The sequence below is a fragment of the Xanthobacter sp. NM-25 genome, assembly GCF_022138605.1.
Lineage (GTDB): Bacteria > Pseudomonadota > Alphaproteobacteria > Rhizobiales > Xanthobacteraceae > Xanthobacter.
Map to the genome: position 1 here is coordinate 579,312 of NZ_JACBFS010000003.1, position 25,587 is coordinate 604,898.

Sequence of the window (25,587 nt, forward strand, 5' to 3'; positions counted from 1 at the left end):
AGCGGGGAAACATGAGCCGGGACGACGTCGCCGATGCCGCCATTCCTGCAACTCCGACGCGGGGCACGCCGCTCGAGGTCCTCGTCGCCTTCCTGAAGCTTGGATTCACCTGCTTCGGAGGGCCGATCGCCCATCTCGGCTATTTCCGGGAGGAGCTGGTGCTGCGCCGCCGCTGGCTCGATGACGAGGCCTATGCCGATCTCGTGGCCCTGTGCCAGTTCTTGCCGGGCCCCGCCTCCAGCCAGCTGGGCTTCGCGCTGGGACTGATCCGCGGCGGCGGGTTCCTTGGCGGCATCGCCGCATGGGCCGGCTTCACCCTTCCCTCTGCAGTGGCGCTCGTAGCGGTCGCGCTGGGCGCCGCCGCCCTCGGAGGACCTGCGGCCGAAGGCGTTCTGCACGGGTTGAAGCTCGTCGCCGTCGCGGTGGTGGCCCAGGCGGTCTGGGGCATGGCGCGCACGCTCACCCCCGATCAGCCAAGGGCCGGCATCGCCCTCGCGTCGATCGCCCTGGTGGTGTTTGCCGGCGGCGCCTTCGGACAGATCGCGGCCATTGCCGTGGGGGCGCTGGCGGGCCTAGTGCTGTGCCGCGACCAGACCGCTTTGGGACGTGGCGCGCAGGACCCGTCCCACGCCCCGCCGGTGCCCCTGTCCCGCCGGACGGGGGTGCTGTTGCTCGTTGCCTTCGCGGCGCTGCTGGTGGTGCCGCCGATCCTGGCGCCGGCGACCGGATCCCAGGGTCTGGCGCTCTTCGACGCCTTCTACCGTTCGGGCGCCCTGGTGTTCGGCGGCGGCCACGTGGTTCTGCCGCTCCTGCAAGCCGAGCTAGTGGCACCGGGCTGGGTCACGCCCGACGACTTCCTCGCCGGCTACGGCCTCGTCCAGGCGGTGCCGGGTCCGCTCTTCACCTTCGCGGCATGGCTCGGCGCCGTGATGCGGCCGGAACCGAACGGCATCGTCGGCGCCGCCATCGCCCTCGTGGCGGTGTTCCTGCCGGGCATCCTTCTCGTGACAGGCATGCTGCCGTTCTGGGACACGCTGCGGCGCAAGAGCCTAGCCCAAGCCGCCATGCGCGGCGCGAACGCGGCCGTCGTGGGAATCCTCGGGGCCGCGCTCTACAGCCCCGTCTTCACCGGCACGGTGTTCGATGCCCCGGATTTCGTGGTGGCGCTGGCGGGCTTCCTGCTGCTCACCGTGTGGCGCGTCCCACCGCTCGTCGTGGTGCTTCTGCTCGCCGCGGCTGGAGGCATGCGGCACACCTTGACCTGACACCCATCCGGGAGATGTCCATGTTACAGGATCCGGTCATCGAGCCGTCGGCCTTGGCCTTTCTCGGCGCCTTCCATCTCCTCGACGTCCGTTCCCCGGACGCGTTCGAAAAGGGCCATGCGCCGGGCGCCATCCGCGTGCCCATCGCGGCGTGGGAGGCGGCGGCCCGTGTCGCCGAGACCTCCCTCGATACGTCCACCTATTGGGAGGACGCCATCCGTGGGCTCGGTCTCGATCCGGCGGTTCCGGTGGTGGTGAGCGATGACGGCCGGATGACGGACTCGGCCCGCGTCTGGTTTATCCTGCAATATTTCGGGGTGAAGGCCCTGGTCCTGAACGGCGGCGGGCCAACCCTCTCCGGGTATCCGGATCGCCTCGCCGGCATTCGCCCGGCGGTCCCCACCGCGGCGTTCCGGGCCCATCCCGGCACTGGACCGGTCGGACTCGTCAACCGCACCGAATTGAAGGGCAACCTGAGCAAGGTCCACATCCTCGACGCCCGGACCTCGGCGGAATTCAGCGGCGAGGACCTGCGCCAGAACACAAGAGGCGGGCATCTGCCCGGTACCCGGCTTCTGCCGCATGCCGACCTCCTCGGTTCGGGCCGCCTGAAGCCGGCTGCCGACCTGCACGCGCTGCTGTCCGCTGCCGGGTTCGGCCCCGGCGACCACATCGTCACCCATTGCGATGGCGGCGGGCGCGCGGCCCTTGCGGCTCTCGCCGCCTTGCGGGCGGGCTATGACGACGTCCAAGTCTACTATTTGAGCTTTGCCGACTGGGCGAAGGACGAGAGTTGCCCGATCGTGCGGGACGAACAAGGACCCGCCTGATGGTGGTTCAGGGAAAACCAATGCGCGCACAGGTGACCTCGTCGGCGCGCACATTGATCCTGCTCAAGGCGGTCCTTTCATGCGGACCTACGATGAGGCATAGTTCGCCGGTGAGGCGATGGGGTATATGATTAGGCTTAGATCCGCAGCGGGGTGGGTGAAAGTGCTGCCAGCGATCCTGGTGGCAATGGCCATGCTGTTCGGACCCATCGCCAGCGCCTATTCCGCGCCATGCCACGACGACGGGGACCCGGCATACGCCGCTGCGGCGGATCATCCGCATCAGGTCGCCTCGCCCGATCCCGCGGATCATCATCCGGACGAGCCGACCCAAACCGCTGACCACGGAAAATGCTGCAGCGTCTCCTGCAGCGTCTATGTGCCCGTGGCAAACGGCGTGGACCTCCACGTTCTGGATCTGGTCTTTGTGCGACAGCCCTTTGATCTCGACAACCAGGCCGGGGACGGCTTGGCGGTCTTGCCCGGCCTCGATCCCCCTCGTTTCCAGAGCTGATAGCGGTCTCAACGCATTCCAGGCGTGAGGCGGACGTGCGAAGCGGCACCCGTTGAGGGTTCCGACGCGTCGACGCGCCGGAAGATGCCCCGACATCAGCGTCGGCCTTGTGCCGATGGGGAAACGAGGACCTTTCCATGTACGGTCGCGACACGCTTGCCGAGCCTATGGCCGGCACGGCTGCGCCTGGGCAATCCGGACTGACTGGCACCGGAGCCCGGCAGCAAACCCGCAATGCCCAGGGGGGCGCCTTCTCCAGCGATCCCGGAACGTTCGCTCGCAATTTCCTGTCCTATGGCAGAGACGCGGCCGAGCGCTGGATCCTGTTCTGGGACACGCTGCGCCAGCGGGCTGACAACATGCTGGCGCACGAGCGCGCAGGAAAGCCGCCGCTGCTCGACTTCGACTACGAGGTCGTGCTCGATGCCCGCCGGTTCGAGCATCCGACAAACTATGCGCTCCTGCGCGTGACCCGCGTCGGGGACGAATGTTTGGAAGACTGCCTGGACGCGGCCAAGCCACCCGTGGTGATCCTCGATCCGCGCGCCGGCCACGGCCCCGGGATCGGGGGCTTCAGGCAGGACTCCGAGATCGGCGTCGCCCTGCACCAGGGGCACCCGGTCTATTTCGTCACCTTCTATCCCGAGCCTGCCGCGGGGCAGACGCTCGCCGACGTGCTCCATGCGCTGCGGCAGTTCGTAAAGGAGGTGTCCCATCGGCATTCCGGCGCCGCGCCTGTGCTCTATGGGAATTGCCAGGCCGGCTGGGCGGTGACGCTGCTCGCCGCGGACTGCGCGGGGCTGGCCGGACCCACCGTGCTGAACGGAACCCCTCTGTCCTACTGGGCCGGCGAGACCGGCATCAACCCCATGCGCATCGCCGCCGGTTTCGAGGGCGGGGCATGGCTGACGCATCTCCTCTCCGACCTCGGGGACGGACGCTTCGACGGCGCCTTCCTGGTGCAGAACTTCGAGGGACTGAAGCCAGAGGCCGTGTGGGAGAAGTATGCGAACCTCTATGCCCATATGGATACCGAGCGCGAGCGGTTCCTTGCCTTCGAGCGCTGGTGGGGCGGCTATTACTTCCTGAGCCGCGAAGAGATCCTCGCCATCGTGGAGAATTTCTTCGTCGGTAACAAGTTGGAGCAGGGTCGTGTCCAGATCTGCGAAGGGTGCCATGCGGACCTCAGGCGCATCCGCAATCCACTCGTGATCTTCGCCTCCTATGGCGACAACATCACGCCGCCCCATCAGGCGCTTGGCTGGATACCGGCCGTGTACAAGGATACGGACGACCTGAAGGCGGCGGGCCAGCGCATCGTCTATCTCATCAACCGCCACGTGGGTCACCTCGGCATCTTCGTTTCCGCCAAGGTTGCGCGGCTGGAACATCGGGCCATCCTCGAGAGCCTGCCGCGGATCGAGACGCTCCCGCCCGGCCTCTACGAGATGAAGATCGACAATCCGTCCGGCGATCCCGATTGCCGTGAGGGCGGCTATCAGGTCCGCTTCGAGGCGCGCGAGGTGTCGGACATCCGCTTCCCCCGGCAGGACCCTGCCTTCGAGCGCGTGCGCGACCTGTCGGAACGCAACGAAGCCTTCTACCGCACGTTCGTCAGCCCCTGGGTCCGGGCGCTGACGACGCCCTGGTCCGCGGCGGCGCTTGAGACGCTGCACCCCATGCGCACCAGCCGCCTCCTCCTGTCCGAAGGCTTTATGCCCTGGATGCGCGGCGTCCGATGGCTGGCGGAGCACGTCGACGCGGACCGGCATCCGGTTGCTCCGGACAATCCCTTCAAGGTCGAGGAGGAGCGGGTCGTCTTGCGTGTCGCCGAGGGGATCGAGCAGGGACGGCGCCTGCGGGACGCCCTGTGGGAGCGCGCCTTCGACAGCATCTATGGCGGCGTGGGTAGTACCCGCCCCGTCGCGCCGGAACACCAGGGCACGATCGATGAAGCACAGCCGCAAGACACACGGACCAGTTTGGATTTCCAGGCGGCCGGCCTCAGCCGCGCCGCAGTGACAGGAGGGAACTGACCATGACGACGTTTCGCAATCTGATGCTCGCCGGCGCGCTGTTGCTCGCCACGCCAGGCTTCGCCGAGGACGCGCACCACCCGCCGGAGGCCCAGCCTGCCGCGCCCCAGGCACCCGCGCCGGCGCCGCAGCCGTCTCAGGCCACGCCGACGCCCGGCGGCCCCCAAGGCATGATGGGGCCGGGCATGATGGGGATGATGGGCGGTGGAAACGCAGGGGCCGGCATGGGGATGATGGGCGGAGCCGCCGCGGGCGCCATGGGGATGGGCCAGATGATGGATCCAGGCCGCGTCGCAGGGCGCATCGCCTTCCTGAAGGCCGAACTGAAGATCACCGACGCCCAGCAGCCCCTGTGGAACGCATTCACGGAGGCGCTCAAGACCAACCGCGCCATGATGGGGGACATGCAGGAGATGATGATGGCTGCGCAGGGCGCCGCCGCCCCAACCCTCATCCAGCGGATTGAGGGCCACGAGCGCATGCTCGCCGCTCGCCTCGAAGCGGTGCGCCGCCTCAAGGCCGCGCTCGGGCCGCTCTACGCGTCGTTCGACGAAGCGCAGAAGCGCACAGCGGACCAGCTCATGATGCCGGGCGGAATGGGGCCCATGTAAGCGCGATGTGAGCGTCGCGCCGCGTAGGCGGGTCGGCGATCGCGGCCGGCCCGCCCGGATCAAGTGGAGGAGGACCAAATGTCCTGGCATGACGACACCGGCCATATGCCGCGGCCCGGCAACGACACCGGCACGCGCGCCCCGCACCGAAGCTTCTGGCGCTCGCCCGGCGGCATCGTCGCCATCGGCTTCCTTCTCGCGGCGGCCTTTCTTTTGTTCTCGGAGCACCGCGCCCATGTGCTGGGATATCTACCCTTCCTCCTGCTGCTCGCCTGCCCGCTGATGCACATGTTCATGCATCACGGTCACGGCCATCATGCGGGACACCAGCCAGGCGAACGGCAGCCGGGCCCCGATGGGGGCAACCGATGACCGAGACCCCCGCTTATGGCCTGTGGGGCCTCGTGATCATCAACTCGGTGGTCTTTATCCTGTTTGCGGCAAGCTTCACCCGGCTGCAGACACCGCGGGACTGGCGCACGCTCGGGGCGTTCTCGGCCTTCATCCTTGCCCTGTTCACCGAGATGTACGGCTTTCCGCTGACCATCTATCTCCTGTCGGGATGGCTTGGCCGGCAGTTTCCCGGTGTCGATTTCTGGTCCCATGACGCCGGCCATCTGCTGGAGACCTTGTTCGGATGGCGCGTGAACCCCCATTTCGGGCCGTTCCACATCCTCAGCAATATTCTGATCTTCGGCGGCTTCTGGCTGCTCGTGGCGAGCTGGAACGTGCTTTATGCGGCCCAGCGCGATCATCGCCTCGCGACCGAAGGTCCCTATTCCCGCGTGCGGCATCCCCAGTACGCCGCCTTCGTCGTCATCATGTTCGGCTTCCTGCTGCAGTGGCCGACATTGGTCACGCTCGCCATGTTCCCCATTCTCGTCTGGGTCTATGCGCGGCTCGCACGGCAGGAAGAAGCCGCCGCCCGCGCCGAGTTCGGGCCGGCGTGGGATGATTATGCCAGCCGCGTCCCCGCCTTTTTCCCCCGTATCGGAATTTCATCCGCGACAGCGCCTCGCTCCGGAGATGGCCTTCATGATTGAGCACGACACGCACGCCGGCCACCATCACCATGACCATGCAGCTCACCCGCCCGAAGGAGCCGGGACCGCACCCGCGGAGACGGTCAAGGACCCCGTCTGCGGGATGACGGTGAACCCGGCCACCGCCGGCTTCCGGTCGGAGCACCGGGGCAAGAGCTATTTCTTCTGCTCGGCGAAGTGCCACGACACGTTCGACGCGAACCCTTCAGCCTATGCGGCCGGTACGGCGGAGACGCCGACCGCAGCGAAGGGCCAGCCGACAGGCGTGATCTACACCTGCCCCATGCACCCGCAGATCCGCCAGGTGGGGCCGGGCAACTGCCCCATCTGCGGCATGACGCTGGAGCCCGAGGTGGCGACAGCCGAGAGCGGCCCGAGCGCCGAGCTCGTGGACATGACCCGGCGCTTCTGGGTCGGCCTTGCGCTGGCGCTGCCGGTGCTCGCGCTGGAGATGGGCGGGCACCTCACCAACCTGCACATGCTGCTCGGCGCACAGGCTGCCAACTGGATCCAGCTCACGCTGGCGACGCCGGTGGTGCTGTGGGCCGGCTGGCCGTTCTTCGTCCGGGCGTGGCAGTCGCTGGTGACGCGGCATCTCAACATGTTCACCCTGATCGCCATGGGCACGGGCGTCGCGTGGCTCTACAGCGTCATCGCGACCGCCGCGCCGCAGATCTTCCCCTCGACCTTCCGTGCGGCCGACGGCTCGGTGGCCATCTATTTCGAGGCGGCCGCCGTCATCACGGTGCTGGTGCTGCTGGGACAGGTGCTGGAGCTACGCGCCCGGGAGCAGACCGGCGGGGCCATCCGCGCCCTGCTCGACCTCGCCCCCAAGACCGCGCGACGCATACGCGACGACGGCACGGACGAGGACGTGGCGCTGGAACAGGTCGTGGTGGGGGACCGCCTGAGGGTCCGCCCCGGCGAGAAGGTGCCGGTGGACGGCGAATTGGTCGAGGGGCGCTCCTCGATCGACGAGTCCATGATCACCGGCGAGTCCATGCCGGTCACCAAGGACGTCGGCGCGAGGGTCATCGGCGGCACGCTCAACCAGAGCGGCGGCTTCGTCATGCGCGCCGGCAAGGTGGGACGGGACACCATGCTGGCGCAGATCGTCCACATGGTGGCGGAGGCGCAACGCTCGCGGGCGCCGATCCAGCGCCTCGCCGACGAGGTCTCCGGCTGGTTCGTGCCGGTGGTGATCGCCATCGCGCTCCTCGCCTTCGCGGCGTGGGGCATCGTCGGACCGGAGCCGCGCCTCGCGCACGGCCTCATTGCCGCGGTGGCGGTGCTCATCATCGCCTGTCCGTGCGCGCTCGGGCTGGCGACGCCCATGTCCATCATGGTGGGGGTGGGCCGGGGCGCCTCCATGGGCGTGCTGATCAAGAACGCCGAGGCGCTGGAGCGGTTCGAGAAGGTGGACACGCTGGTGGTCGACAAGACCGGCACCCTCACCGAAGGCAAGCCGAAGGTGGTCGCGCTGAAGACGGCCGGCGCCCTGGAGGAGGACACGCTCCTGCGGCTCGCGGCGACGCTCGAGCGGGCGAGCGAGCACCCGCTCGCGGCGGCCATCGTGGCCGCGGCGGAGGAGCGCGGCCTGCCTCTCGGCGAGGCCCAGGATTTCGACAGTCCCGTGGGCAAGGGCGTGACCGGGAGCGTGGACGGCCGCAAACTCGTCATCGGCAGCCATCGCATCATGGGCGAGGCGGGCGTGGACCTTTCGGCGCTTTCAGCCGAGGCCGAGGCGCTGCGCGGGGAGGGCGCCACCGTCATCTTCGTCGCCGTCGACGGGCGCGTCGGCGGCCTCATCGCCATCGCCGACCCGGTCAAGGCGACGACGCCCGCCGCCTTGGCGGCGCTCAGGGCAGCGGGGGTCCGCGTCGTCATGCTCACCGGCGACAATCGGACGACGGCCGAGGCGGTGGCCCGGCGCCTGGGCATCGACGAGGTGGAAGCGGAGGTGCTGCCGGAGAACAAGGCGCAGGTGGTGACGCGGCTGCGCCAGGAAGGTCGCATCGTCGCCATGGCCGGCGACGGCGTGAACGATGCGCCCGCCCTCGCTGCCGCGGACGTGGGCGTCGCCATGGGGACCGGCACGGACGTCGCCATCGAGAGCGCCGGCGTGACACTGCTGAAGGGTGATCTCCAGGGCATCGCCCGCGCCCGGCAGCTGAGCCACGCCACCATGAGCAACATCCGCCAGAACCTGTTCTTCGCCTTCATCTACAATGCGGCGGGCGTGCCCATCGCCGCCGGCGTGCTCTACCCGTGGCTCGGGCTCCTGCTCTCACCCATCATCGCGGCTGCGGCCATGGCGCTGTCCTCCGTCAGCGTCATCGTTAATGCCCTGCGCCTGCGGCGCACGCCGCTGGGCTGACGCGTCCTCATTCGTGGATTGCAGAGACGGCTCCGGCTCCAGGGAGGGAACCATGATGAATCTCGACGGCATGATGGGCTCCGGCATGTGGGGGATGTGGCTGTTCGGCCTCCTGATCCTGGTGCTGGTCGTCCTCGGGATCGCGGCGCTCATCAAGTATCTCGGTCGATGAGACCGCGTCCCTCCGGTCGGACGCCGTGGGCATGCGTTTCGCGACGATGATCGGCGGGACCGCTTCAGGACTTCCGGCTGAGATCGAAGGTGATCACGAGCGCGGATGCGAGGAGGGCGAAGACGGCTCCGGCGATGAACGTCGTCCGGGCGCCGCTGACGTCCCACAGGAGACCGGCGGCGAGGCTCGCTGCCAGCGTCGCGAGGCCGGTGGCGAGATTGAACAGGCCGAAGGCTGATCCGCGCAGCGTCGCCGGGGCGTTCTGGGCCACGAGCTTGGCGAGGAGGCCCTGGGTGAGCGCCATGTGCACGCCCCACAGGCCGATGCCGAGGAATGCTCCCCACAGGCCCGGGACGAAGGCGAGGGTGAGGTCGGCCGCCACCAGCACGGCAAGGCCGCTGAGCAAAAGCCGCTCCGGCGGAGCCTGATCCGACCAGGCGCCGGCAGGATAGGCGCCGAGGGAATAGACGACATTCATCGCGACGAGCACGAACGGAGCGAACGCCAGCGGCAGTCCCTCGTCGTGGGCCTTCAGGACGAGGAAGGCCTCGCTGAAGCGCGCGAGCGTGAAGACGACACCGATGGCCACAACGACAAGGAAGGGACGTTCGAGGCGCCTGAGATCCGCGATCCGCACCGGTGGAGGTCGGCCTGTTCCAACCGTGCCCACGGACCGATCCTCGACGCCGAGGACGACGCAGAGCACGGCAAGAGAGCCGGGAACGAGAGCGACCCAGAAGACCGCCCGCATGTCGTCGGCGAACAGCGCCATCAGCGCGACGGCAAGCAGCGGCCCGACGAAGGCGCCCACCGTGTCGAGGGCCTGGCGCAAGCCGTAGGCGCGTCCGCGGATCCCAAGCGGGGTGACGTCGGCCACGAGCGCATCGCGGGGCGCACCCCGGATGCCCTTGCCGATGCGGTCGGCGAAGCGCGCGGCGAACACCATCGCCGGAGCGCCGGCCAGGGCAAAGAACGGCTTGGATGCGGCGCCGAGCCCGTAACCGAGCAGGATCAGCGGCTTGCGCCGACCGAAGCGGTCCGACAAATAGCCCGAGAAGACCTTCGCGATCTGCGCCGTGGATTCCCCGACGCCCTCGATCAGGCCCACCATGGCGACGCTCGCACCGAGCGTGCCGGTGAGAAAGAGCGGCAGCAGCGCGTGAATCATCTCGGACGAGATGTCCATGAACATGCTGACCAAGCCGAGGGCCCAGACGGTCCTCGGGATGGGGGGGCGCGGACCTGCAGCCTCCGGGCGGCTTTCCGGCAGGGCCCCGTCCGCGTCGTGCATCACGCCACCTTCACCACGGCCATCATTCCCCCGGCCATATGATAGAGGTGGTGGCAGTGCAGGAACCAGTCCCCTTTCGGCCCGGCGTCGAAGGCGATGGTCACCGGCGCGTGCGGCGGCACCATCACCGTGTCGCGCAGCGCGCCGGAGAAGCGGCGTCCACCGAGGCCCACCACCTGGAAATGGTGGCCGTGCAGGTGCATGGGATGCCCCATGCTGGTGGGGTTCATGAAGGTCATCTCCACCCGCTCGCCTTGCGTCACGGTGAAGGGTTCGGCCTCGCCGGAGACGCGGCCGTTGATAGTCCAGCGATAGCCCGGCTCCTCGCCCAGCATGACCGGAAAGACCCTGTCGGCCTTGCGCACAGCGAGCGGCTTCGTCGCCGCGAGGCGCCCCTCGAAGGTCAGGTCGAGGAGGCCCGCTGGCGCTTCCGCCGCCTCGGCGATACGGACAACAGAGGCGCCAGGCGTCGCCAGCACGAGGCCGGTGCGGCGGGTCGAGGCCTCCACCTGCGCCAGCACCGGGAAGGCGCCCCCGCTCGCCGGAACCTCCACCAAAAGGTCGATGCGCTGGCCCTGGGCGAGGGGAAAGGCCTCCGCCTCCACCGGGGCGCAAGGCGTGCCGTCGACGGCGATGCAGCGGGGCTTCAGGCCGGGCACGGTGATGAAGAAGGCCGTGGCCGTGCCGCCATTGATGATGCGCAGCCGCACCCGGCCGCCTTTCTCCACTTGCACCACTTCCGGGTCGGCCAGCGTGCGGCGGTTGGCGAGGAAGGCGTCGTAGGCGACGTCATTGGCGTGCGCCATGGGCATGCCGCCGCCCGGAGCGCCGGTTCCGGCCGCGCCCATGCTGTAGCCGGCGCTGCCCATCGCGCTGCCCGGCATGGCTCCGCCCACCGGAGCCATGCCGTTCATGGCGTGGCCCGCATGGTTCATGCCCGGCATCGCCATTCCCTGCATCGGCGCGCCCTGCGTTTCCATACCCTGCATCTGCTGGCCCATGGCGTGGCCACCTTGAGCACCCGCGCCGCCGAGCCCGGCGAGGATCTCCTCCGGGCTGCGGAAGGAGAAGTCGTGCAACATCACCACCACGTCCTGCACGTCCCCGGCATCCGCCTCGCGGGTGACGAGAGGTGCCGCGAGCAATTGCTGCTCGCTCAAGGTGTGGGAGTGCATCCAGTGGGTGCCGGGGGTGAGGCGAAAATCCACCTGGTCCATTCCGCCGACGGCCAGCTCACCCCCGTTCGGGCGGGCGCGATCCTGGTCCGGCGGGATAAAGATCTGGCCGTGCCAGTGCAGCACCGCCGGGCTCTGCGAGGCGTTGAGCACCGCGCCGGTGAGCCGGTCGCCTTCTTTCGCGAACACGCCTTCGCCGGAAGGGCCCTTCACGGCGAAGACCTTCGCCGCCTTGCCGTTCACGTCGAGGCTGAGGCTTTCTACCGTGAGCAGCGGGGCGGCAAGGGCCTGCTGCCAGCCGCCGGAGAAGGCGAGCGCGCCGAGTGCCGCGCCACCGGCCAGAACGGTGCGGCGGGAGGGAGCAGGTTCAAACATGGGTCGGGTCATGATCGGCCTCTTTGGCTCGTCGCCGGACAGACGAGGCGAAGCGAAGGGGTTTCGGGTGGTGTTCAATATTTGGCCTGCGCGGAGGCGCCGTCGGGCGCGGAGATCTGGACCACGCCCTTCACGCCCCTGGGGATGGCAACCGCCGCCGTCCCGGCGAGCCGGTTGCCGCCGGCGGGCGAGAGGGGAAAGCGCTGGGCCTTGCCATCTACTATCATTATGGCACTGGCCTTGAAGCCCTCGGCCGCCACCGGCTTGTCGGCGCCATCGCTCAGATAGAGCGAGATGGCGGGCGTGCCGTCGGCCACCAGCTCCGCGTGGTAATGGCCGGCATCCACCCGCACTCCGCCGTTCGCCCCCACGCCGGGCTCGTGGGCGAAGGCAGGCAAGGCGACCAGCGGGAGACTGAGGACAGCCATCAGAAAGTGGCGAGAGATCATGACAGGCTCCGATCAGAAGGCGTCCGCGCGAGCAGCGGCAATGGAGGGGGGCGTCTCCCGCGCCGCCGTCACCAGCCGCTCCAGAGGGCGGCGGCCGTAGGCGAGGACGAGGACGGGGGTGAGGACGGCATCGAGCAGCGTGGCGCTGACGAGGCCGCCGAAAATGGTGATGGCGACGGGGTGGAGGATCTCCTTGCCCGGCACCTCGGCCCCGCTCATGAGCGGCAGCAAAGCGATGCCGGCGGACGCGGCGGTCATCAGCACCGGCGTCAGCCGCTCCAGGCTGCCGCGCGTCACCAGCGCGGGGCCGAACGGCATGCCCTCCGAGATGGCGAGGTTGATGATGTGGCTGATCTTGAGGATGCCGTTGCGCGCGGCGATGCCGGTGAGCGTCACGAAGCCGATCATGCTGGCCACCGACAGGGGCTGCCCGGCGATCCGGAGCGCCACCACCGCGCCGATGAGCGCCAGCGGCACGCTGCCCATGATGACGAGCGCGAACAAAGCCGAGCGGTAGCGGCTGTAGAGGATGGCGAAGACGAGCAGCAGCGACACCGCGGAGAGCGCGCCGATGGTGCGCATGGACTCCTCCTGCGCCGCGAAGGTGCCCTCGAGGCTTGCCGAGACCCCCGCCGGCAGCGCCACCGCCGTGATCGCCCGGCGCATGTCGGCCACCACCGCTGCCACGTCGCGCCCGCCGGAGGTGTTGGCGAGAACGACGATGCGCCGGCGCCCGCCTTCGCGCAGGATCTGGTTCGGCCCGTCCGTCTCCTTCACCTCGGCGACCTGCGAGAGCGGCACCCAGCCGGAGGGCGTCTCGATCAGCAGGGCCGAAAGCCCCTCCGTGTTGCGGGCCGCATCCGACAGGCGGACCAGCACGTCGAAGCGCCGCGTGCCGTCCACGAGGCGGGAGACCACGCGGCCGTTGGAGAGCCGCTCCAGGGCGTCCGTTACCTGCGCGGGCTGGAGGCCGTTGAGGGAGGCGCGGCCATAGTCCACGCGCACGGTGACCTCCGGCACGCGCACCTGCCGCTCCACCTGCAGGTCGACGAGGCCGGGAATGTCGGCGAGGCGGCGGCGCAGGTCCTCCGCCGTGGTGCGCAGGGTGTCGAGGTCATCGCCGAACAGCTTCAGGGCGATCTCGGCGCGTACGCCCGAGAGCATGTGATCGAGCCGATGGGAGATGGGCTGGCCCACATTGAACGCGGCCGGCAGGACGGACAGGCGGTCGCGGATGTCGGCGGTGATCTCGGCCCGGCTGCGGGGGGAGGGGGCAAGGTCCACCTCGATCTCGGAGGCGTGGACGCCCTCGGCATGCTCGTCGAGCTCGGCCCGGCCGGTGCGGCGGCCCACGGCCTTCACCTCCGGCACCTCCAGGATGAGCTGTTCGGCCACAAGGCCCATGCGGTGACTCTCGGCGAGGGAGAGCCCCGGCCTGAACGACATGGAGATGGTGAGCGAGCCCTCGTTGAAGGGCGGCAGGAAGGCGCGTGGCAGGCTGGCGGCGGAGGCAAGGGCGGCAAGAAAGAGCACGGCGACCGCTGCCAATACCAGACGTTGATGGCGGAAGGCGGAGGCGAGCAGCGCCGCGTATCCGCCCTTGAGGCCGCGCACCAGGGCGCCGTCGCGCTCCACATGCCGGCTGAGGGCCGGCAGCAGGTAATAAGCCAGCACCGGCGTCAGCGTGATGGAGGTAGCAAGGCTCGCCAGGATGGAAACGATATAGGCCTGCCCCAGCGGCGCGAACAGCCGCCCCTCAATGCCCGGCAGCGCGAACAAAGGCACGAACACCAGCACGATGATGAGGGTGGCGTAGACGATGCCGGAGCGCACCTCCCGGCTCGCCGCCACCACCACGTCGAACACCGGCCTCGGCACTGCCGCGGCGGCGTTCTCGCGCAGGCGGCGGAAGATGTTCTCGACGTCCACCACCGCATCGTCCACCAGCTCGCCGATGGCGATGGCGATGCCGCCCAGAGTCATGGTGTTGATGGAGAGGCCGAAGGCGTGGAACACGATGGCCGTGGTGAGGATCGACACCGGGATGGCGGTAAGCGAGATGAGCGTGGTGCGCCAGTTCAGCAGGAAGAGGAACAGCACCACGGCCACTACCGCCATGGCCTCCATCAGCACCTTCTCCACGTTGCCGATGGAGGCGGCGATGAAGTCCGCCTGCCGGAAAACCGGGGGTGAGATGTGGATGCCGTCGGGCAGCGTGCGGTTGAGGTCTGCCACCGCCTCTTCCACCGCGCGGGTGAGGGCGAGGGTGTCCACCTCCGGCTGCTTCTCCACCGAGACGATCACGGCGGGCCGACCCATGTAGCCGGCGTCGCCCCGCTTGAGGCGGGCCGCGTAGTCCACCTGAGCAATCTGGTGCAGGAAGATGGTGCCCCCGGTGGCGCGCGGCAGCACGAGCCCCTTCAGGTCGTCGAGGCTGAGGGTGCGGCCGATGTTGCGGATGAGGAACTCGCGCCCGCCATGGTCGGTGAAGCCGCCACCGGAATTGGTGCCGAACTGGGCGAGCGCCTTTTCCAGCGCATCGAGCGTGATGCCGTAGGCGCGCATGGCGGCAAGGTCTGGGGAGACGCGGAACTGCCGCACCTCCCCGCCCATGGGGATGACCTGCGCGATGCCGGGGATGGCGAGCAGCCGCGGGCGGATGACGAAGTCCGCCGCCTCCCGCACCGCCATGGGGGAGGCCGTGTCGCTCGTCACGCCGAACATCAGGATCTGCCCCATGATGGAGCTGATGGGGCCCATCTGCGGGGAGACGTTCGCCGGCAGCCGGTCCCGCACGAGGGCGAGGCGCTCGGCGATCTGCTGGCGATCACGGAAGATGTCGGTGCCGAAGTCGAACTCCACGTAGATCACGGAGAGGCCGACGCCCGACACCGAGCGCAGGCGGATGAGACCGGGCAGGCCGTTCATCGCCGTCTCCAGCGGGAAGGTGACGAGTTGCTCCACCTCGGCAGGGGCGAGGCCCTCCGCCTCGGTCATGATGGTGACGGTGGGCCGGTTGAGGTCCGGCAGCACGTCCACCGGCAGGCGGGTGACCGCGTAGGCGCCGTAGAGCACCAGCACGAGGGCGAGCGCCAGCACCAGCAGGCGGTTGCGCAGGGACTGGGTGACGAGGAAGGTGAACATCGGCCGGCCTCAGCGGATCTGCTCGATGAGCTCGGCGCCCTCGGTGACCACGCGGCGACCGGGCGGCAAGCCGGCCACCACCAGCACGCGGCCGGCATCGAGCGGCTCCGTCTTCACTTCGCGCGCCATGAAGCGCTCGGCGGTGACATGTTCATAGACGATGGTCTGGCCGTTCGCCCCGCGCACCACCGCCGTGCGTGGGATGGCAATGCCCGTGCGCGGGGCGCCGGCCTCCGCGAGCACCGTGAGAAACTGGCCGGCGCGTAGCTGCTCGGCACCCGCGGTTACGGAAAACTGGAGCGGAAGGGCCTGACTGCGGTCGGACATTCCGGCGCCGAGGAAGGTGAGCGTGACGGAACGGCCGTCGGGCAGCCGCCCGGAAGCCCCCGACCGGCCGACATCCGGCGAGAAACCCAGCGCCTCCACCCACAGCCGGTCGGGATCGATGATGCGGAACACCACCGTGTTCGGGTCCGCCATCTGCCCGGCCATCGCATCGGAGGTGGCGATGACGCCGGCAACGGGCGCCCGCAGCGCCTCGGGTTCGCGCTGCACCCGCTCCAGATTGGCGCGGCGGGTCTGGAGACCCTTCAGTTCGATCTCCGTCTCCTCCACCTCGCGGCGGGTGACGGCGTTCTGGATAGCGGAGAGGCGCTCGTAGCGGCGCTTCACGATGGCGATCTGCTGGTCGAGCTCGTAGCCCTGCTGTTCCAGGTCCTTCAGGTCCGAGGCGCCGATGGGCGGGTGCACGAAAGCCAGGATCTCGCCGGCCGCGACCTTCGTGCCGAGCGGCTTGAAGCCGCCCTGTGGCGGCGCCAGCCGCCCGCCCACCGCCGTCTGCACAAGCCCGCTGGCATTGGCATCCGGCACCACGCGTCCGGGCAATTCCACGACGCCGACGTGGCTGGCTGACGCGGTGACGATGGTGCGCACGCCGAGGATGCGCTGGCTCGGCTTCGGCAGGATCACCGAGCCGTCGGGCAGGCGCTGGGCGGCATCGCGGACGGGAGGCTTCGGCGTGTCCGCGGCTCGTGCGCCCTGCGGTGCTCCGGCGAGCGCGACGCCGAGTGTTCCGAGGACGAGGAGGGCGGCCGCCCGCCGCCGGGACATGACGAGCGCCCCGGCCAGAAAGCCGATGAGAAGACCCGCCAGAGCGCCCACCGGCAGGCCGCCGAACTGCGCCAGCGCCGCCGGCGCTGGCGTCTGCGTGTCGGATGATGCTGCTGCGGCGGGAACGGTCAAAGTACCGGCGAGCACGTCTACCGTATCGCCTGCCGTGATGGTGAAGGCGAGGTCGTGCGCGCCCGGCCTCGCGGCGAACGGCGCCGGCACCACATAGGTGCCGGGCGCCACGGGTTTCGCGGCCTGCGAGCCTTCGGGCGTGTCCATTTCGATGGTCGCGCCGTCCACCGGCGCATTGTCTGCGAAGCGGTCGAGGTGGAGGGTGAGCGTGCCGTCGCGCAGCACCGCCACCAGCTCGAAATCGGCGGAAGCCGCCTCGGCGCGGGGGGCGAGGGTCGTTACCTGGGGCGTGGCGGGCGCACCGTGGTCATGGCCCTCGTGCGCCCACGCGCCCGTCGCCAGCACGAGGCCGGCGAGCCCGAGGCCGACGAGAAGGCCGCACGGACCAAGGCTCCCCCTCCGCACCAAATGGCATGCCATGCTTCAACCCGTCCGTTGGTAAATCCGGTACGGGAGCCAGATAGCGCACGGGGTGTCACGCCGCGTATCGCTTCTGTATCAGTTTGTTTCAGCCTGGAGCTTAGGCAGGCGCACCGTGGCGACGAGCCCTCCACCGACGCCGTTGACGAGGCTCAAGGCGCCGCCATGGGCCTCAGCCACCGCGCGGGCGATGGGAAGGCCAAGCCCCACCCCGCCGGTGGAGCGGCTGCGGGAGGATTCGAGCCGGACGAAGGGTTCGAGCACGGCGGTCAGCTGCGCCTCCGGAATGCCGGGGCCCTCGTCCCGCACCGTCAGCACGGCCTCGCCCCCCTCCTCCGCGAGCACGACATGCGCGGCGCCACCATAAAGAAGCGCGTTCTCCAGCAGGTTTGACACCATCCGCTTCAGGCTGACCAGGCGTCCCGCCACCACGAGGCGCGGCGGGGCGGAAAGATCGGCGGCGAGGCCCCGGTCGCGGGCATTGTCCACCAGCGTCTCCACCAGCGCCACGAGGTCGAGCGGGCGCACGGCCTCTTCGCTGGCCTCGCCGCGCAGGTAGGACAGGGTGGCGTCCACCATCTGCTCCATCTCCGCCACATCCGCCGTCATGGCCTCGCGCAGGATGGGGTCGCCCACGTCCTCCATGCGGAAGCGCAGGCGCGTCATGGGCGTGCGCAGATCGTGGGAGACGGCGGCGAGGGCCCGGGTGCGCCGCTCCATCAGATCGGCGATGCGGGCCTGCATGCCGTTGAAGGCGTGGGCCAGCTCCCGCACCTCCTTGGGGCCACTCTCCGGAAGCCGCACGAGAGGGGCCGCCGGAGGCAAGGTCGCCACCGTCCGCGCCATGGCCCGGAGCGGCCGCGTCAGCCAGGCGGCGATGGCGAGGGACAACAGCAGCACGCCCGACGCCATGAGGGTCGTGGACAGCACCGATCCGTGCGCCCCGGCCGCCTGCGGGACGGAGGCGAACAGGCGGGCGTTCAGCCAGCTGCCGTCCGGCAGGCGAACGGCGACAAGGCTGAGGTGCGGGTCGGTGCCCGCGCCCACCAGCACATCCTGCGGCCGCAGGTCGGGCGCCAGCGTGCGCACGTCGTCTGCGAGGCGCTGCCATCGCTCCGCGGCACGGGCGCCGGGAGCGGCCATGGCCTCCCGGCTCCAGTGGGCGTCGATGGCGCCGCCGGACAAGTCATGGGCCACGTCCTCCCGCTTCTCCGCCGCCGCCGCCATGAGCGAACGGCGCAGCGCGACGATCTGGTCGGCGAGGCGGATGGCGTGGGCCGCGTGGCGCTCACGCTCCATGGCGTGCTCGTAGGTCCACAGGCTCAGCACGTGAACCACGACGATGCCCAGCACGGCCACCACGGCGGTGCGCACGGCGAGGCTGTCCGAGGCTCGGATCAGGGCGCGGATCACGAGCGCTCCACCTCCGGTGCGAAGAAATAGCCGGCGCCGCGCACGGTCTTCACCATCTCCGGTCCGCCGTGGGACTCCAGCTTCTTGCGCAGCCGGCTGACCTGGATGTCGATGGCGCGGTCGAAGCCCGTGGCGGTGCGGTTCTTGGCGGCGTCCATCAGCTGGTCGCGCGTCAGCACCCTTTGTGGATGTTCGAGGAAGGTCAGGAGCAGGTCATATTCCCCGGTGGAGAGGTCCACCACCACGGTTTCGGGATTGGTCAGCTCGCGCCGGCGGGTGTCGAGCATCCAGCCGGAAAAGGCGAGCAGGGTGCCCCCGGAAGCCGTGGCGCCGCCCGGAGGCCGCATGCGTCGCAGCACCGCGTGGATGCGGGCGAGCAGCTCGCGCGGATTGAACGGCTTCGCCAGATAGTCGTCCGCGCCGAGTTCCAGGCCCACGATCCGGTCCACGTCGCTGCCGCGCGCGGTGAGCATGATGATGGGCACGTCCGAGGTGCGGCGGATGTCCCGGCACAGGTCCAGCCCGCTCACGCCCGGCAGCATGATGTCGAGGATGACGAGATCCACCGGCCCGGCCTTCATCGCCTCCCGCATCTCGCGGGCATCCTGGGCCGCGGTGACCTTGTGCCCGTGCTCGCGCAGGAACTTGCCGGCGAGGCGCCGGATCTCGGCATCGTCGTCGACGATCAGGATATGGCCTTCGGGGGACACGGGGTGACGGACTCCTGAGAGGCACTCCGCGGGGCGGAACCGCGGCTCCACGGACAGGCCCTTTTATCCCAGCCCGCGTGCTTCGCGATACGCCGATGCCCGGTCAAGCCCGGCGGCTCGGAGCCTGCTCGCCGATGGCCGCCGATGGGGCGTGGTCCCGCGAAAGACCATGCCAGCCGAGCCAGCCGGTATAAAGACCGACCATCAGGATCAGCGCGGCGGAGGCATAGGGCGCGCGCCGGGCGAGCGCGCTGAAGCCCGACCAGCGTTGCGAGACGTGCCGGACGCTGAGCGCGGCGAGCACGCCGGCGGACACCAGCGTGAGCGCCAGGCCGATGCTGAAGCACAGCACCAGCACGAAGCCGAGGCTGAACGCCTTCAGCTGCATGCAGATCAACAGAACGGTGATCGCCGCCGGGCACGGGATCAGCCCGCCCGTCAGTCCGAAGACCACGATCTGCCAGGTCGTCACCGGGCGGCCGGCAAAGCGACTGCGGATATCGGCGGCGTGGGCGCGTGCGTGGGCGTCGTCCTCGTCGCCGAGAGTCATGTGGGCGTGGTCATGCTCCTCGAAGGCAAGGGCATGGACCTCCTCCCCTCCATCGGCGAGGCGCAGTCGCAGCTCCGCTGAAAAGGCATGGGGCTCGGGAATGTCTTGCGCGCTTTCGAGGAATGCGCCCCGGTTCACGAACGGGAAGACCTGACGGCCGCCCCCGGGCCTCAGCGTTTCGAGAACGACGCGTCCTGCGTCGGGAAGCGCACGCCCGGCAAGGCTGGAGATGCGCCAGCGCGGCGGCACGCCGTCCTCGAAGATGCCGAGCGCCAGTTCCCCCTCCGCGGTCGGGACGAGACGGGTCTCGTCCTCATGGTGGTGGTGATGCGCGTCGCTTTGCTCGTGCCACGTCCGCCAGGCCATCCAGGTGGCGATGGCGATGATGGCCACGGCCGAAGCCAGCTGAAAATAAGTTTCGCTCGCCTCAGCACCCCATTGCTGCCCGAAATACAGGCCGCCGAGAGCAATGAGCCAGACCACCGCCGTGTGCGACGCCGTTGCGGCGAGGCCCAGCAGGACGGCCTGGGTGAGCGTGCCGCGGATGGCGATGATGAAGGCGGCCATCATCGTCTTGGAATGACCCGGCTCGAGCCCGTGCAGCGCACCGAGCAGCACGGCCGAGGGGATGAACAGCCAGGCGTGCGCGGCCCCCTGCTGGAGCAGGTCTGTAAACGCGGTCATGTTGCTCTCGGGTCACTTGAGATAGGTGCGGACAACCTCGATCAGGTCGGCGGCGCCTTTGGCACGCTCGGGGTCCGGCTCGGCGTCCGGGTTCACCACGTGATGGCGGATGTGATCCTCCATCAGCTCCGCCGTCAGTCCGTTGATGGCGCCGCGCATGGAGGCGACCAGCATGAGCACGTCGGTGCAGCCGAGCTCGGCCTCCAGCGCGCGCTCCACGGCTTCGGCCTGCCCCTTGATCCGGCGAATGCGGGCGAGAAGCTTGGTCTTGTGCTTGATCGTATGGGCCATCACGGATTTATAATATAGGGGGGTACCGTATGTAAACCACTCCCCTTCGTCTGCCGGACCATTCTGGGCCTATGTCGAGGCCGGGAGCCCGGTGACCCTCGATCGATGTGGGGACTTGAACGGGGCTAACAGCTTGGCGCCGTGGGCCCGACCTGTCATCCGCTGACGCAACATCGGATGACGATGCCGGTCCCTCGGACGGTGTCGTCAAGTGTTTCTGCCAAGGGAATGTCCCGTTTCCCGAATTTGCGACCCGAGAGCGGGCCTAACATTCCAGACATTGCCCACATTTGGCCACAGCCGAGAATGTTCATTCGACCAAGATCGAGAGATTCTTGAGCGTAGATTGCAGCCCGGCGTTGTGGTCTTCCTGCTGTACCCCTTCCGGAACATTTTCGCAGGTGATAGTCACCCTGGCTCCTCCGGGAACGGGCGAAAGGCTCCACTTCATCTTCATCTCGCCCGCGAAGGCCGGATCGTTTGATTGGAGCCTGACAAGATGGACGATCTGCTCGTCCGGAGCCAACTCCAGGAAACACCCTTCGACGACATCAGTGTCTTCCGAGGTCTTACCGTGGGTAGATCGATCTCCTTTGGCATAGGTCAGCGCCATCCCGTAGGCTCCGCCCTGGCGCGGTTCGAATTTGTAGATGTGTCCCGTCATTCCCTCGGGCGGGAGCCACTTCACCCATGCCTCCGGGTCTAGGAATGCTCGGTAGAGGGACTGCGGCGACGCGGCAATCACCCGCGTCGCCGAGTCAGTCCTTTGTCCTCCCGATACGCCTTTCATGAATCGGAATCCTTCGGCACCCCGTCCCCCACCGTGGACGGCTACAGCGATTTGGCCTGAATTCAACTGCGCTGCCGACGTCGGCTCACACCCATACCAGAAATCAAAACGCGACATCCGAAAGGCGCGTCTTTTCAGAGCGCGGTGGCGACCATGGGCATGACGAAGCCCCACTCGGGAGTGGGGGACCTCGTGAAGTGTCCGGCCCAGACCCAATCCATTCGAGGACGCAGGTGGGTGGCCAGCACGGAAATCAACAGGCGCACGACAGGCGAGACCCAGCTCCGAGTTGACAAGCGCGGCGCGTTTTCCCGCCAACATTTCTTCCCTATCAGCCGAGAAGATGCGCCAGCCAATAGGCTGCACCTGCCGCGAGACCGCCAACCAACAAAGTCTGCACGGCGGACCTGAAGGGGTTTACCCCCGTGAAGCGGCCTTTGATTGCACCGAAAATCGCCAGCGCGATCCCCGTAGTGAGCACGGACATCTTCAAGGCATCAGGGATGTTCGATACGGCGATATAAGGCGCAAGCGGGATGAACCCGCCAACGAGATAAGCGATCGCGATGGTCGCAGCGCTCAGCGGAGCGCGTTTCGGATCCGGCTGTTCAAGGCCGAGCTCGAAGCGCATCATGAAATCCGTCCAGCGCCGGGGATTGGCGCTGATCGCGTCAACCACGTTCGTCAGAGCGGCGCCCTCAAGGCCGTAGGTTTCAAATATCTGCCTCACCTCGTTTACCTCGAAATCGCGCTTATGCTCGATTTCCCAAGTTTCACGCGCTTCCTCCGACTTGAAATGCTCAATGTCCGTATGCGCGGCGAGATAACCGCCAAGCCCCATCGCGATGGCGCCGGCGGCGATCTCGGCAAGGCCCGCAGTCACGATCACTCCGGTGTCACTGACGGCGGCAGACAAACCAGCGGCCAGGGCAAAAGGAACCGTCAGGCCGTCCGACATGCCGATGACGACGTCGCGGACGATCTCCGAGCCGCTAAAATGTTTTTCGATATGCGGAGTGGTCGGCATTGATAAGGGTCCTTTTTGACGGTTATCGAGAAAGCCCATCCGATGGATGAGGCTTGACGTATTGGAACCTTCGACGGAGGTCGTGCCACTCGGCCAATCGCGGCTGCAATCTGGCAAACGAAGCTGACGGAAGACTGACGCAGCCCGTTTAGAATCGGCCATCAAGCGGCTTTTCGGCGATGAGGTGTCGCAGGATTGTGCGCACAGTCCGTCGGCCCCGCCGGCACACTGCATCTTCATGCATGCGGAGGCTTGGAGCGGCGGCTCAAGGCTGTTCGGAAGAAACTGACGGCGACGGCCTGGTCTCGCGCTCTTGGCGCAGCCGATACGAGACGGCGCCGTAGGTGGCGACGCAATAGGGGACCAGGAACGTCAAGCCTATCTTGGTCCAGTTGACCGAGCCGCCGCCCACGGCGGCATCGCCCTGGTTGATGAGATTGAGGATGGTGCCGACGACCACCGCCACCAGGAAGGAGCGGCGCGGAATGCCGGACTGCGTTGCATAGGAAAGGAAACGCCGGATCATGCTGGTGCCGGATTTCTCGCCGCGCGAGCTGATGGGACACGTCACCCCGATAGCATTTGCATCAGGATTGCCGGCGCAATCCGGACCCTCGCACATCGTCGCCGTCGCATCAGTCGTCGTCTTCATCGCCGTGCTTCCGCCGGATCTGTTCCAGGCTGGCGGGGTCGTACTTCGCCTTCAGGCTGTCGCCGCGCACGTTGGTCGCCCTGACCTTGTAGCAGCCGTCGTCGGAGCGGATCGAGAGCACGGTCCACCCCTCGCCCTCCAGCTTCTTCTGGAGCGCGTCGCGTGGCTGCCAGTCGGCCAGCGGCACGTTGCAAGCCCTATCGGCCGCCGCCGGTCCCGCGCCGAGGCACGCGGCGAAGACCAAAATCGCGGCAACCCGCGTGCGTCTCACCAAAGATCCTCCGACGTGTGCAGCCCGCGAAATAGAAAGCACGCCCAACTGACGCCCACCTGAACGCTCATGCAAATTATCGGGCCCCATCGGCTCGTCTCGCGCGCTAAATTGGCACGGAACACGCCGAGGCGACACATGCGGATCCTTCTGGTGGAAGACGACCCTGTCCTTGGGATGGCCGTGCGCGACCAGATCGTCGCCGACGGGCATACACCCGACTGGGTGACCCGTCTCGACGACGCCACCGAGGCGATCCATGCCGCAGCCTTCGATCTGGTCCTGCTCGACCTGATGTTGCCGGACGGGCGCGGGCTCGATTTCCTGAAGCGTCTGAGGGTGGCGGGCGACGTCACGCCCATCATCGTACTGACGGCGCGGGACCAGATCTCGGACCGCATCGCGGCGCTCGATGCCGGCGCCGACGATTACCTGGTCAAGCCGTTCGACCTGTTCGAGCTCAGCGCGCGGATCCGGGCGGTGGGGCGGCGCTATGCCGGCAATCCCAATCCTCTGGTGTCCCTCGGCGACATTGAGGTGGATCTTGCGGCCCGCTCGGTGCGGCGAGCGGGACGGCCTGTGGCGCTGACCGGCCGCGAATGGTCGCTGTTCGAGGCGTTCGTGCAACGGCCCCACCAGCTCATGTCGAAGCCGCAGCTCGAGGAGCGGCTCTATTCCTTCGACGCCGAGGTGGAGAGCAACACCATCGAGGTCTACATCGCCCGCCTGCGCAAGAAGCTCGGGGCGGAGGTGATCGAGACGGTGCGCGGCATGGGCTATCGCCTCGGCCCGCCTGAGGCGGGCGCATGAACGAGGCGGTGGGCGACGGCCGCCGCGGTAGCGGGTGGAGCCTGCGCCTGCGCTTGGGATTGTGGCTGGCGCTGGCGGTCACCGCCCTGTGGCTCGCCGCCGCCACCGTGGCCGGGCTGGTGCTGCGCCGCGAGATCGGCGAGGTATTCGACAGTGCCCTGCAGGAGGTGGCGCAGCGGGTGCTGCCGCTGGCCTATGCCGAACTGCTCTCGCGGGACGGAGGCAGCGCGACCCAGCACATGGCACCTATCGGCCCCCACCGGGAATACATCACCTACGTGGTCCGCGACGCGGACGGCCGCGAGCTGCTCCAGTCGAGCGACGCCGACCTGATGCAGATCCCCCGCGGCCTCCCGCCGGGCTTCCACAGCACGGAGCGGCTGCGCACCTACACCGAGGCGGCCGTCAGGGGCACAATCCTGGTGACCACCGCCGAGGACCTCGGCCATCGCCGCGCGGCGGTCCGACGCGCGGTGGTCGCCCTGATCTGGCCCCTTGTCGCCCTGGTGCCCATCGCGCTCGTCGGGGTGTGGCTTTCCGTCCGCCTGTCCTTGAGGCCCGTCATCACCTTTCGCTCGGCGATCGAGGAACGGGGCCGCGGCAATCTCGCGCCGGTCGCAGCGGTGGGGCTGCCGGAGGAGATCGCACCCGTCGCGACATCGGTCAACGCCCTGCTGGAACGCCTGCGCGGTGCGCTCGAAGCCGAGCGCGGCTTCACCGCCAACAGCGCCCATGAGCTCCGGACGCCCATCGCCGCCGCACTGGCGCAGACCCAGCGCCTCGTCGCTGAACTGCCGGGCGGCGCGCCCCGGGAACGGGCCCGTTCAGTGGCGGTCGCCCTGAAGCGTCTCTCGCGCTTGTCCGAGAAGCTGCTGCAGCTGGCCAAGGCCGAGGGCGGCGGCCTCCTCGCCGAAACCCCGACGCCCCTCGCGCCGGTGCTGCGCCACGTGATCGCGGACATCGACCGGCTGACTGACCGGGGCGAGGACCTGATGGTCGAAATCCCGCCGGACAGCGGCCTTGTCTGCGACCTCGATCCGGACGCCTTCGCCATCCTCGCCCGCAATCTCATCGAGAATGCGTTGAAGCACGGCACGCCCGGCACGCCCGTGCGGCTGCGGCTGGCCGACGGCCTGTTCGAGGTCTCCAATGGCGGCCCCGTGGTGCCGGCCGACCGGCTGGCGCGCCTGATCCGCCCGTTCGAGCGCGGCCCGACGGGGGCGGAGGGCTCCGGCCTCGGCCTTGCCATCGTCGCCGCCATCTGCCGCGGCGCTGGCCTGACCCTCGACCTCGCCTCGCCGATCCCGGGCGAAGCCGACGGCTTCCGTGCCAGGGTGCGCTTCGCGGCCGTGCCTCAAGCCTGACGGGAAGCTGAACGGAGATCCGCATCGGCTTCAGGTGGCCGTCAGGTGCGAAAGCGAGGGTGCTTCCGGTCAACACCAACC

23 protein-coding genes are annotated in these 25,587 nt (G+C 68.6%); 10 read left to right on the forward strand and 13 right to left on the reverse strand.

Features of this window, described 5'->3' with window-relative positions; all coding sequences use genetic code 11:
- Positions 1-11: 11 nt before the first annotated feature.
- From chrA to MEU52_RS11500, 8 genes are all read left to right on the forward strand, one after another.
- On the forward strand, positions 12-1,265 hold the full coding sequence (chrA, locus tag MEU52_RS11465) for a chromate efflux transporter (protein ID WP_110373179.1): 1,254 nt from the start codon (positions 12-14) through the stop codon (positions 1,263-1,265).
- Positions 1,266-1,318: 53 nt separating this feature from the next.
- Positions 1,319-2,095: a sulfurtransferase gene (locus MEU52_RS11470; protein WP_238121392.1), complete on the forward strand. Its 777-nt coding sequence runs from the start codon at positions 1,319-1,321 to the stop codon at positions 2,093-2,095.
- Between the two features lie 157 nt (positions 2,096-2,252).
- Positions 2,253-2,609 (forward strand): hypothetical protein, encoded by a 357-nt coding sequence (locus MEU52_RS11475; RefSeq protein WP_238121393.1) that lies wholly within the window; start codon positions 2,253-2,255, stop codon positions 2,607-2,609.
- Positions 2,610-2,746: 137 nt separating this feature from the next.
- Positions 2,747-4,645, forward strand: a complete 1,899-nt coding sequence (locus tag MEU52_RS11480) for a DUF3141 domain-containing protein (RefSeq protein WP_110372442.1) — start codon at positions 2,747-2,749, stop codon at positions 4,643-4,645.
- A 2-nt stretch (positions 4,646-4,647) separates the two neighbouring features.
- Positions 4,648-5,256, forward strand: coding sequence for a Spy/CpxP family protein refolding chaperone (locus MEU52_RS11485; RefSeq protein WP_110372441.1), 609 nt, complete (start codon positions 4,648-4,650; stop codon positions 5,254-5,256).
- Positions 5,257-5,334: 78 nt separating this feature from the next.
- Complete coding sequence (locus MEU52_RS11490; protein ID WP_110372440.1) at positions 5,335-5,628, forward strand: DUF2933 domain-containing protein; 294 nt, start codon at positions 5,335-5,337, stop codon at positions 5,626-5,628.
- Complete coding sequence (locus MEU52_RS11495) at positions 5,625-6,299, forward strand: methyltransferase family protein (protein WP_110372439.1); 675 nt, start codon at positions 5,625-5,627, stop codon at positions 6,297-6,299. Before MEU52_RS11490 ends, MEU52_RS11495 begins: the two co-directional genes overlap by 4 nt.
- Positions 6,292-8,676, forward strand: a complete 2,385-nt coding sequence (locus MEU52_RS11500) for a heavy metal translocating P-type ATPase (protein WP_110373178.1) — start codon at positions 6,292-6,294, stop codon at positions 8,674-8,676. The genes MEU52_RS11495 and MEU52_RS11500 overlap by 8 nt, the downstream gene beginning before the upstream one ends.
- A gap of 236 nt (positions 8,677-8,912) precedes the next feature.
- On the opposite strand, the gene MEU52_RS11505 is transcribed toward MEU52_RS11500, so the two are convergent.
- The 13 genes from MEU52_RS11505 to MEU52_RS21960 all read right to left on the reverse strand — a co-directional run bounded on the left by MEU52_RS11505 (position 8,913) and on the right by MEU52_RS21960 (position 23,545).
- Entirely contained in the window at positions 8,913-10,040 is a 1,128-nt protein-coding gene (locus MEU52_RS11505; RefSeq protein ID WP_238121394.1) for an MFS transporter, read from the reverse strand.
- 98 nt (positions 10,041-10,138) lie between these two features.
- Complete coding sequence (locus tag MEU52_RS11510; RefSeq protein ID WP_238121395.1) at positions 10,139-11,701, reverse strand: multicopper oxidase family protein; 1,563 nt, start codon at positions 11,699-11,701, stop codon at positions 10,139-10,141.
- Positions 11,702-11,763: 62 nt separating this feature from the next.
- The gene (locus MEU52_RS11515) at positions 11,764-12,138 is read right to left on the reverse strand and encodes a hypothetical protein (RefSeq protein WP_238121396.1); all 375 of its coding nucleotides are present in this window, start codon (positions 12,136-12,138) and stop codon (positions 11,764-11,766) included.
- Between the two features lie 12 nt (positions 12,139-12,150).
- Complete coding sequence (locus tag MEU52_RS11520) at positions 12,151-15,282, reverse strand: efflux RND transporter permease subunit (protein WP_110372436.1); 3,132 nt, start codon at positions 15,280-15,282, stop codon at positions 12,151-12,153.
- A 9-nt stretch (positions 15,283-15,291) separates the two neighbouring features.
- Positions 15,292-16,944 (reverse strand): efflux RND transporter periplasmic adaptor subunit, encoded by a 1,653-nt coding sequence (locus MEU52_RS11525; RefSeq protein ID WP_110372435.1) that lies wholly within the window; start codon positions 16,942-16,944, stop codon positions 15,292-15,294.
- A 78-nt stretch (positions 16,945-17,022) separates the two neighbouring features.
- Positions 17,023-18,357 carry an ATP-binding protein gene (locus MEU52_RS21955; protein ID WP_110372434.1) on the reverse strand — a complete coding sequence of 445 codons (1,335 nt, stop codon included), beginning with the start codon at positions 18,355-18,357 and terminating at the stop codon, positions 17,023-17,025.
- A complete protein-coding gene (locus tag MEU52_RS11535; protein WP_110372433.1) occupies positions 18,354-19,067 on the reverse strand; it encodes a response regulator in 714 nt (237 codons plus the stop codon). The genes MEU52_RS21955 and MEU52_RS11535 overlap by 4 nt, the downstream gene beginning before the upstream one ends.
- A gap of 103 nt (positions 19,068-19,170) precedes the next feature.
- Positions 19,171-20,301 carry a nickel/cobalt efflux transporter gene (locus MEU52_RS11540; protein ID WP_110372432.1) on the reverse strand — a complete coding sequence of 377 codons (1,131 nt, stop codon included), beginning with the start codon at positions 20,299-20,301 and terminating at the stop codon, positions 19,171-19,173.
- 12 nt (positions 20,302-20,313) lie between these two features.
- The gene (locus MEU52_RS11545; RefSeq protein ID WP_012115376.1) at positions 20,314-20,592 is read right to left on the reverse strand and encodes a metal/formaldehyde-sensitive transcriptional repressor; all 279 of its coding nucleotides are present in this window, start codon (positions 20,590-20,592) and stop codon (positions 20,314-20,316) included.
- Positions 20,593-20,902: 310 nt separating this feature from the next.
- Entirely contained in the window at positions 20,903-21,382 is a 480-nt protein-coding gene (locus tag MEU52_RS11550; RefSeq protein WP_110372431.1) for an SRPBCC family protein, read from the reverse strand.
- A gap of 331 nt (positions 21,383-21,713) precedes the next feature.
- The gene (locus MEU52_RS11555) at positions 21,714-22,409 is read right to left on the reverse strand and encodes a VIT1/CCC1 transporter family protein (protein ID WP_110372430.1); all 696 of its coding nucleotides are present in this window, start codon (positions 22,407-22,409) and stop codon (positions 21,714-21,716) included.
- A 265-nt stretch (positions 22,410-22,674) separates the two neighbouring features.
- Entirely contained in the window at positions 22,675-23,061 is a 387-nt protein-coding gene (nrtS, locus tag MEU52_RS11560) for a nitrate/nitrite transporter NrtS (protein ID WP_238121397.1), read from the reverse strand.
- Positions 23,045-23,545 carry a PepSY domain-containing protein gene (locus tag MEU52_RS21960; protein ID WP_337927114.1) on the reverse strand — a complete coding sequence of 167 codons (501 nt, stop codon included), beginning with the start codon at positions 23,543-23,545 and terminating at the stop codon, positions 23,045-23,047. Before MEU52_RS21960 ends, nrtS begins: the two co-directional genes overlap by 17 nt.
- Between MEU52_RS21960 and MEU52_RS11570 the strand changes: the two genes are divergently transcribed.
- Both MEU52_RS11570 and MEU52_RS11575 read left to right on the forward strand, forming a co-directional pair.
- On the forward strand, positions 23,471-24,142 hold the full coding sequence (locus MEU52_RS11570) for a response regulator transcription factor (RefSeq protein ID WP_110372428.1): 672 nt from the start codon (positions 23,471-23,473) through the stop codon (positions 24,140-24,142). The two genes, MEU52_RS21960 and MEU52_RS11570, sit on opposite strands and share 75 nt — an antisense overlap.
- Positions 24,139-25,506 (forward strand): ATP-binding protein, encoded by a 1,368-nt coding sequence (locus MEU52_RS11575; protein WP_110372427.1) that lies wholly within the window; start codon positions 24,139-24,141, stop codon positions 25,504-25,506. Before MEU52_RS11570 ends, MEU52_RS11575 begins: the two co-directional genes overlap by 4 nt.
- Positions 25,507-25,587: the final 81 nt, after the last annotated feature.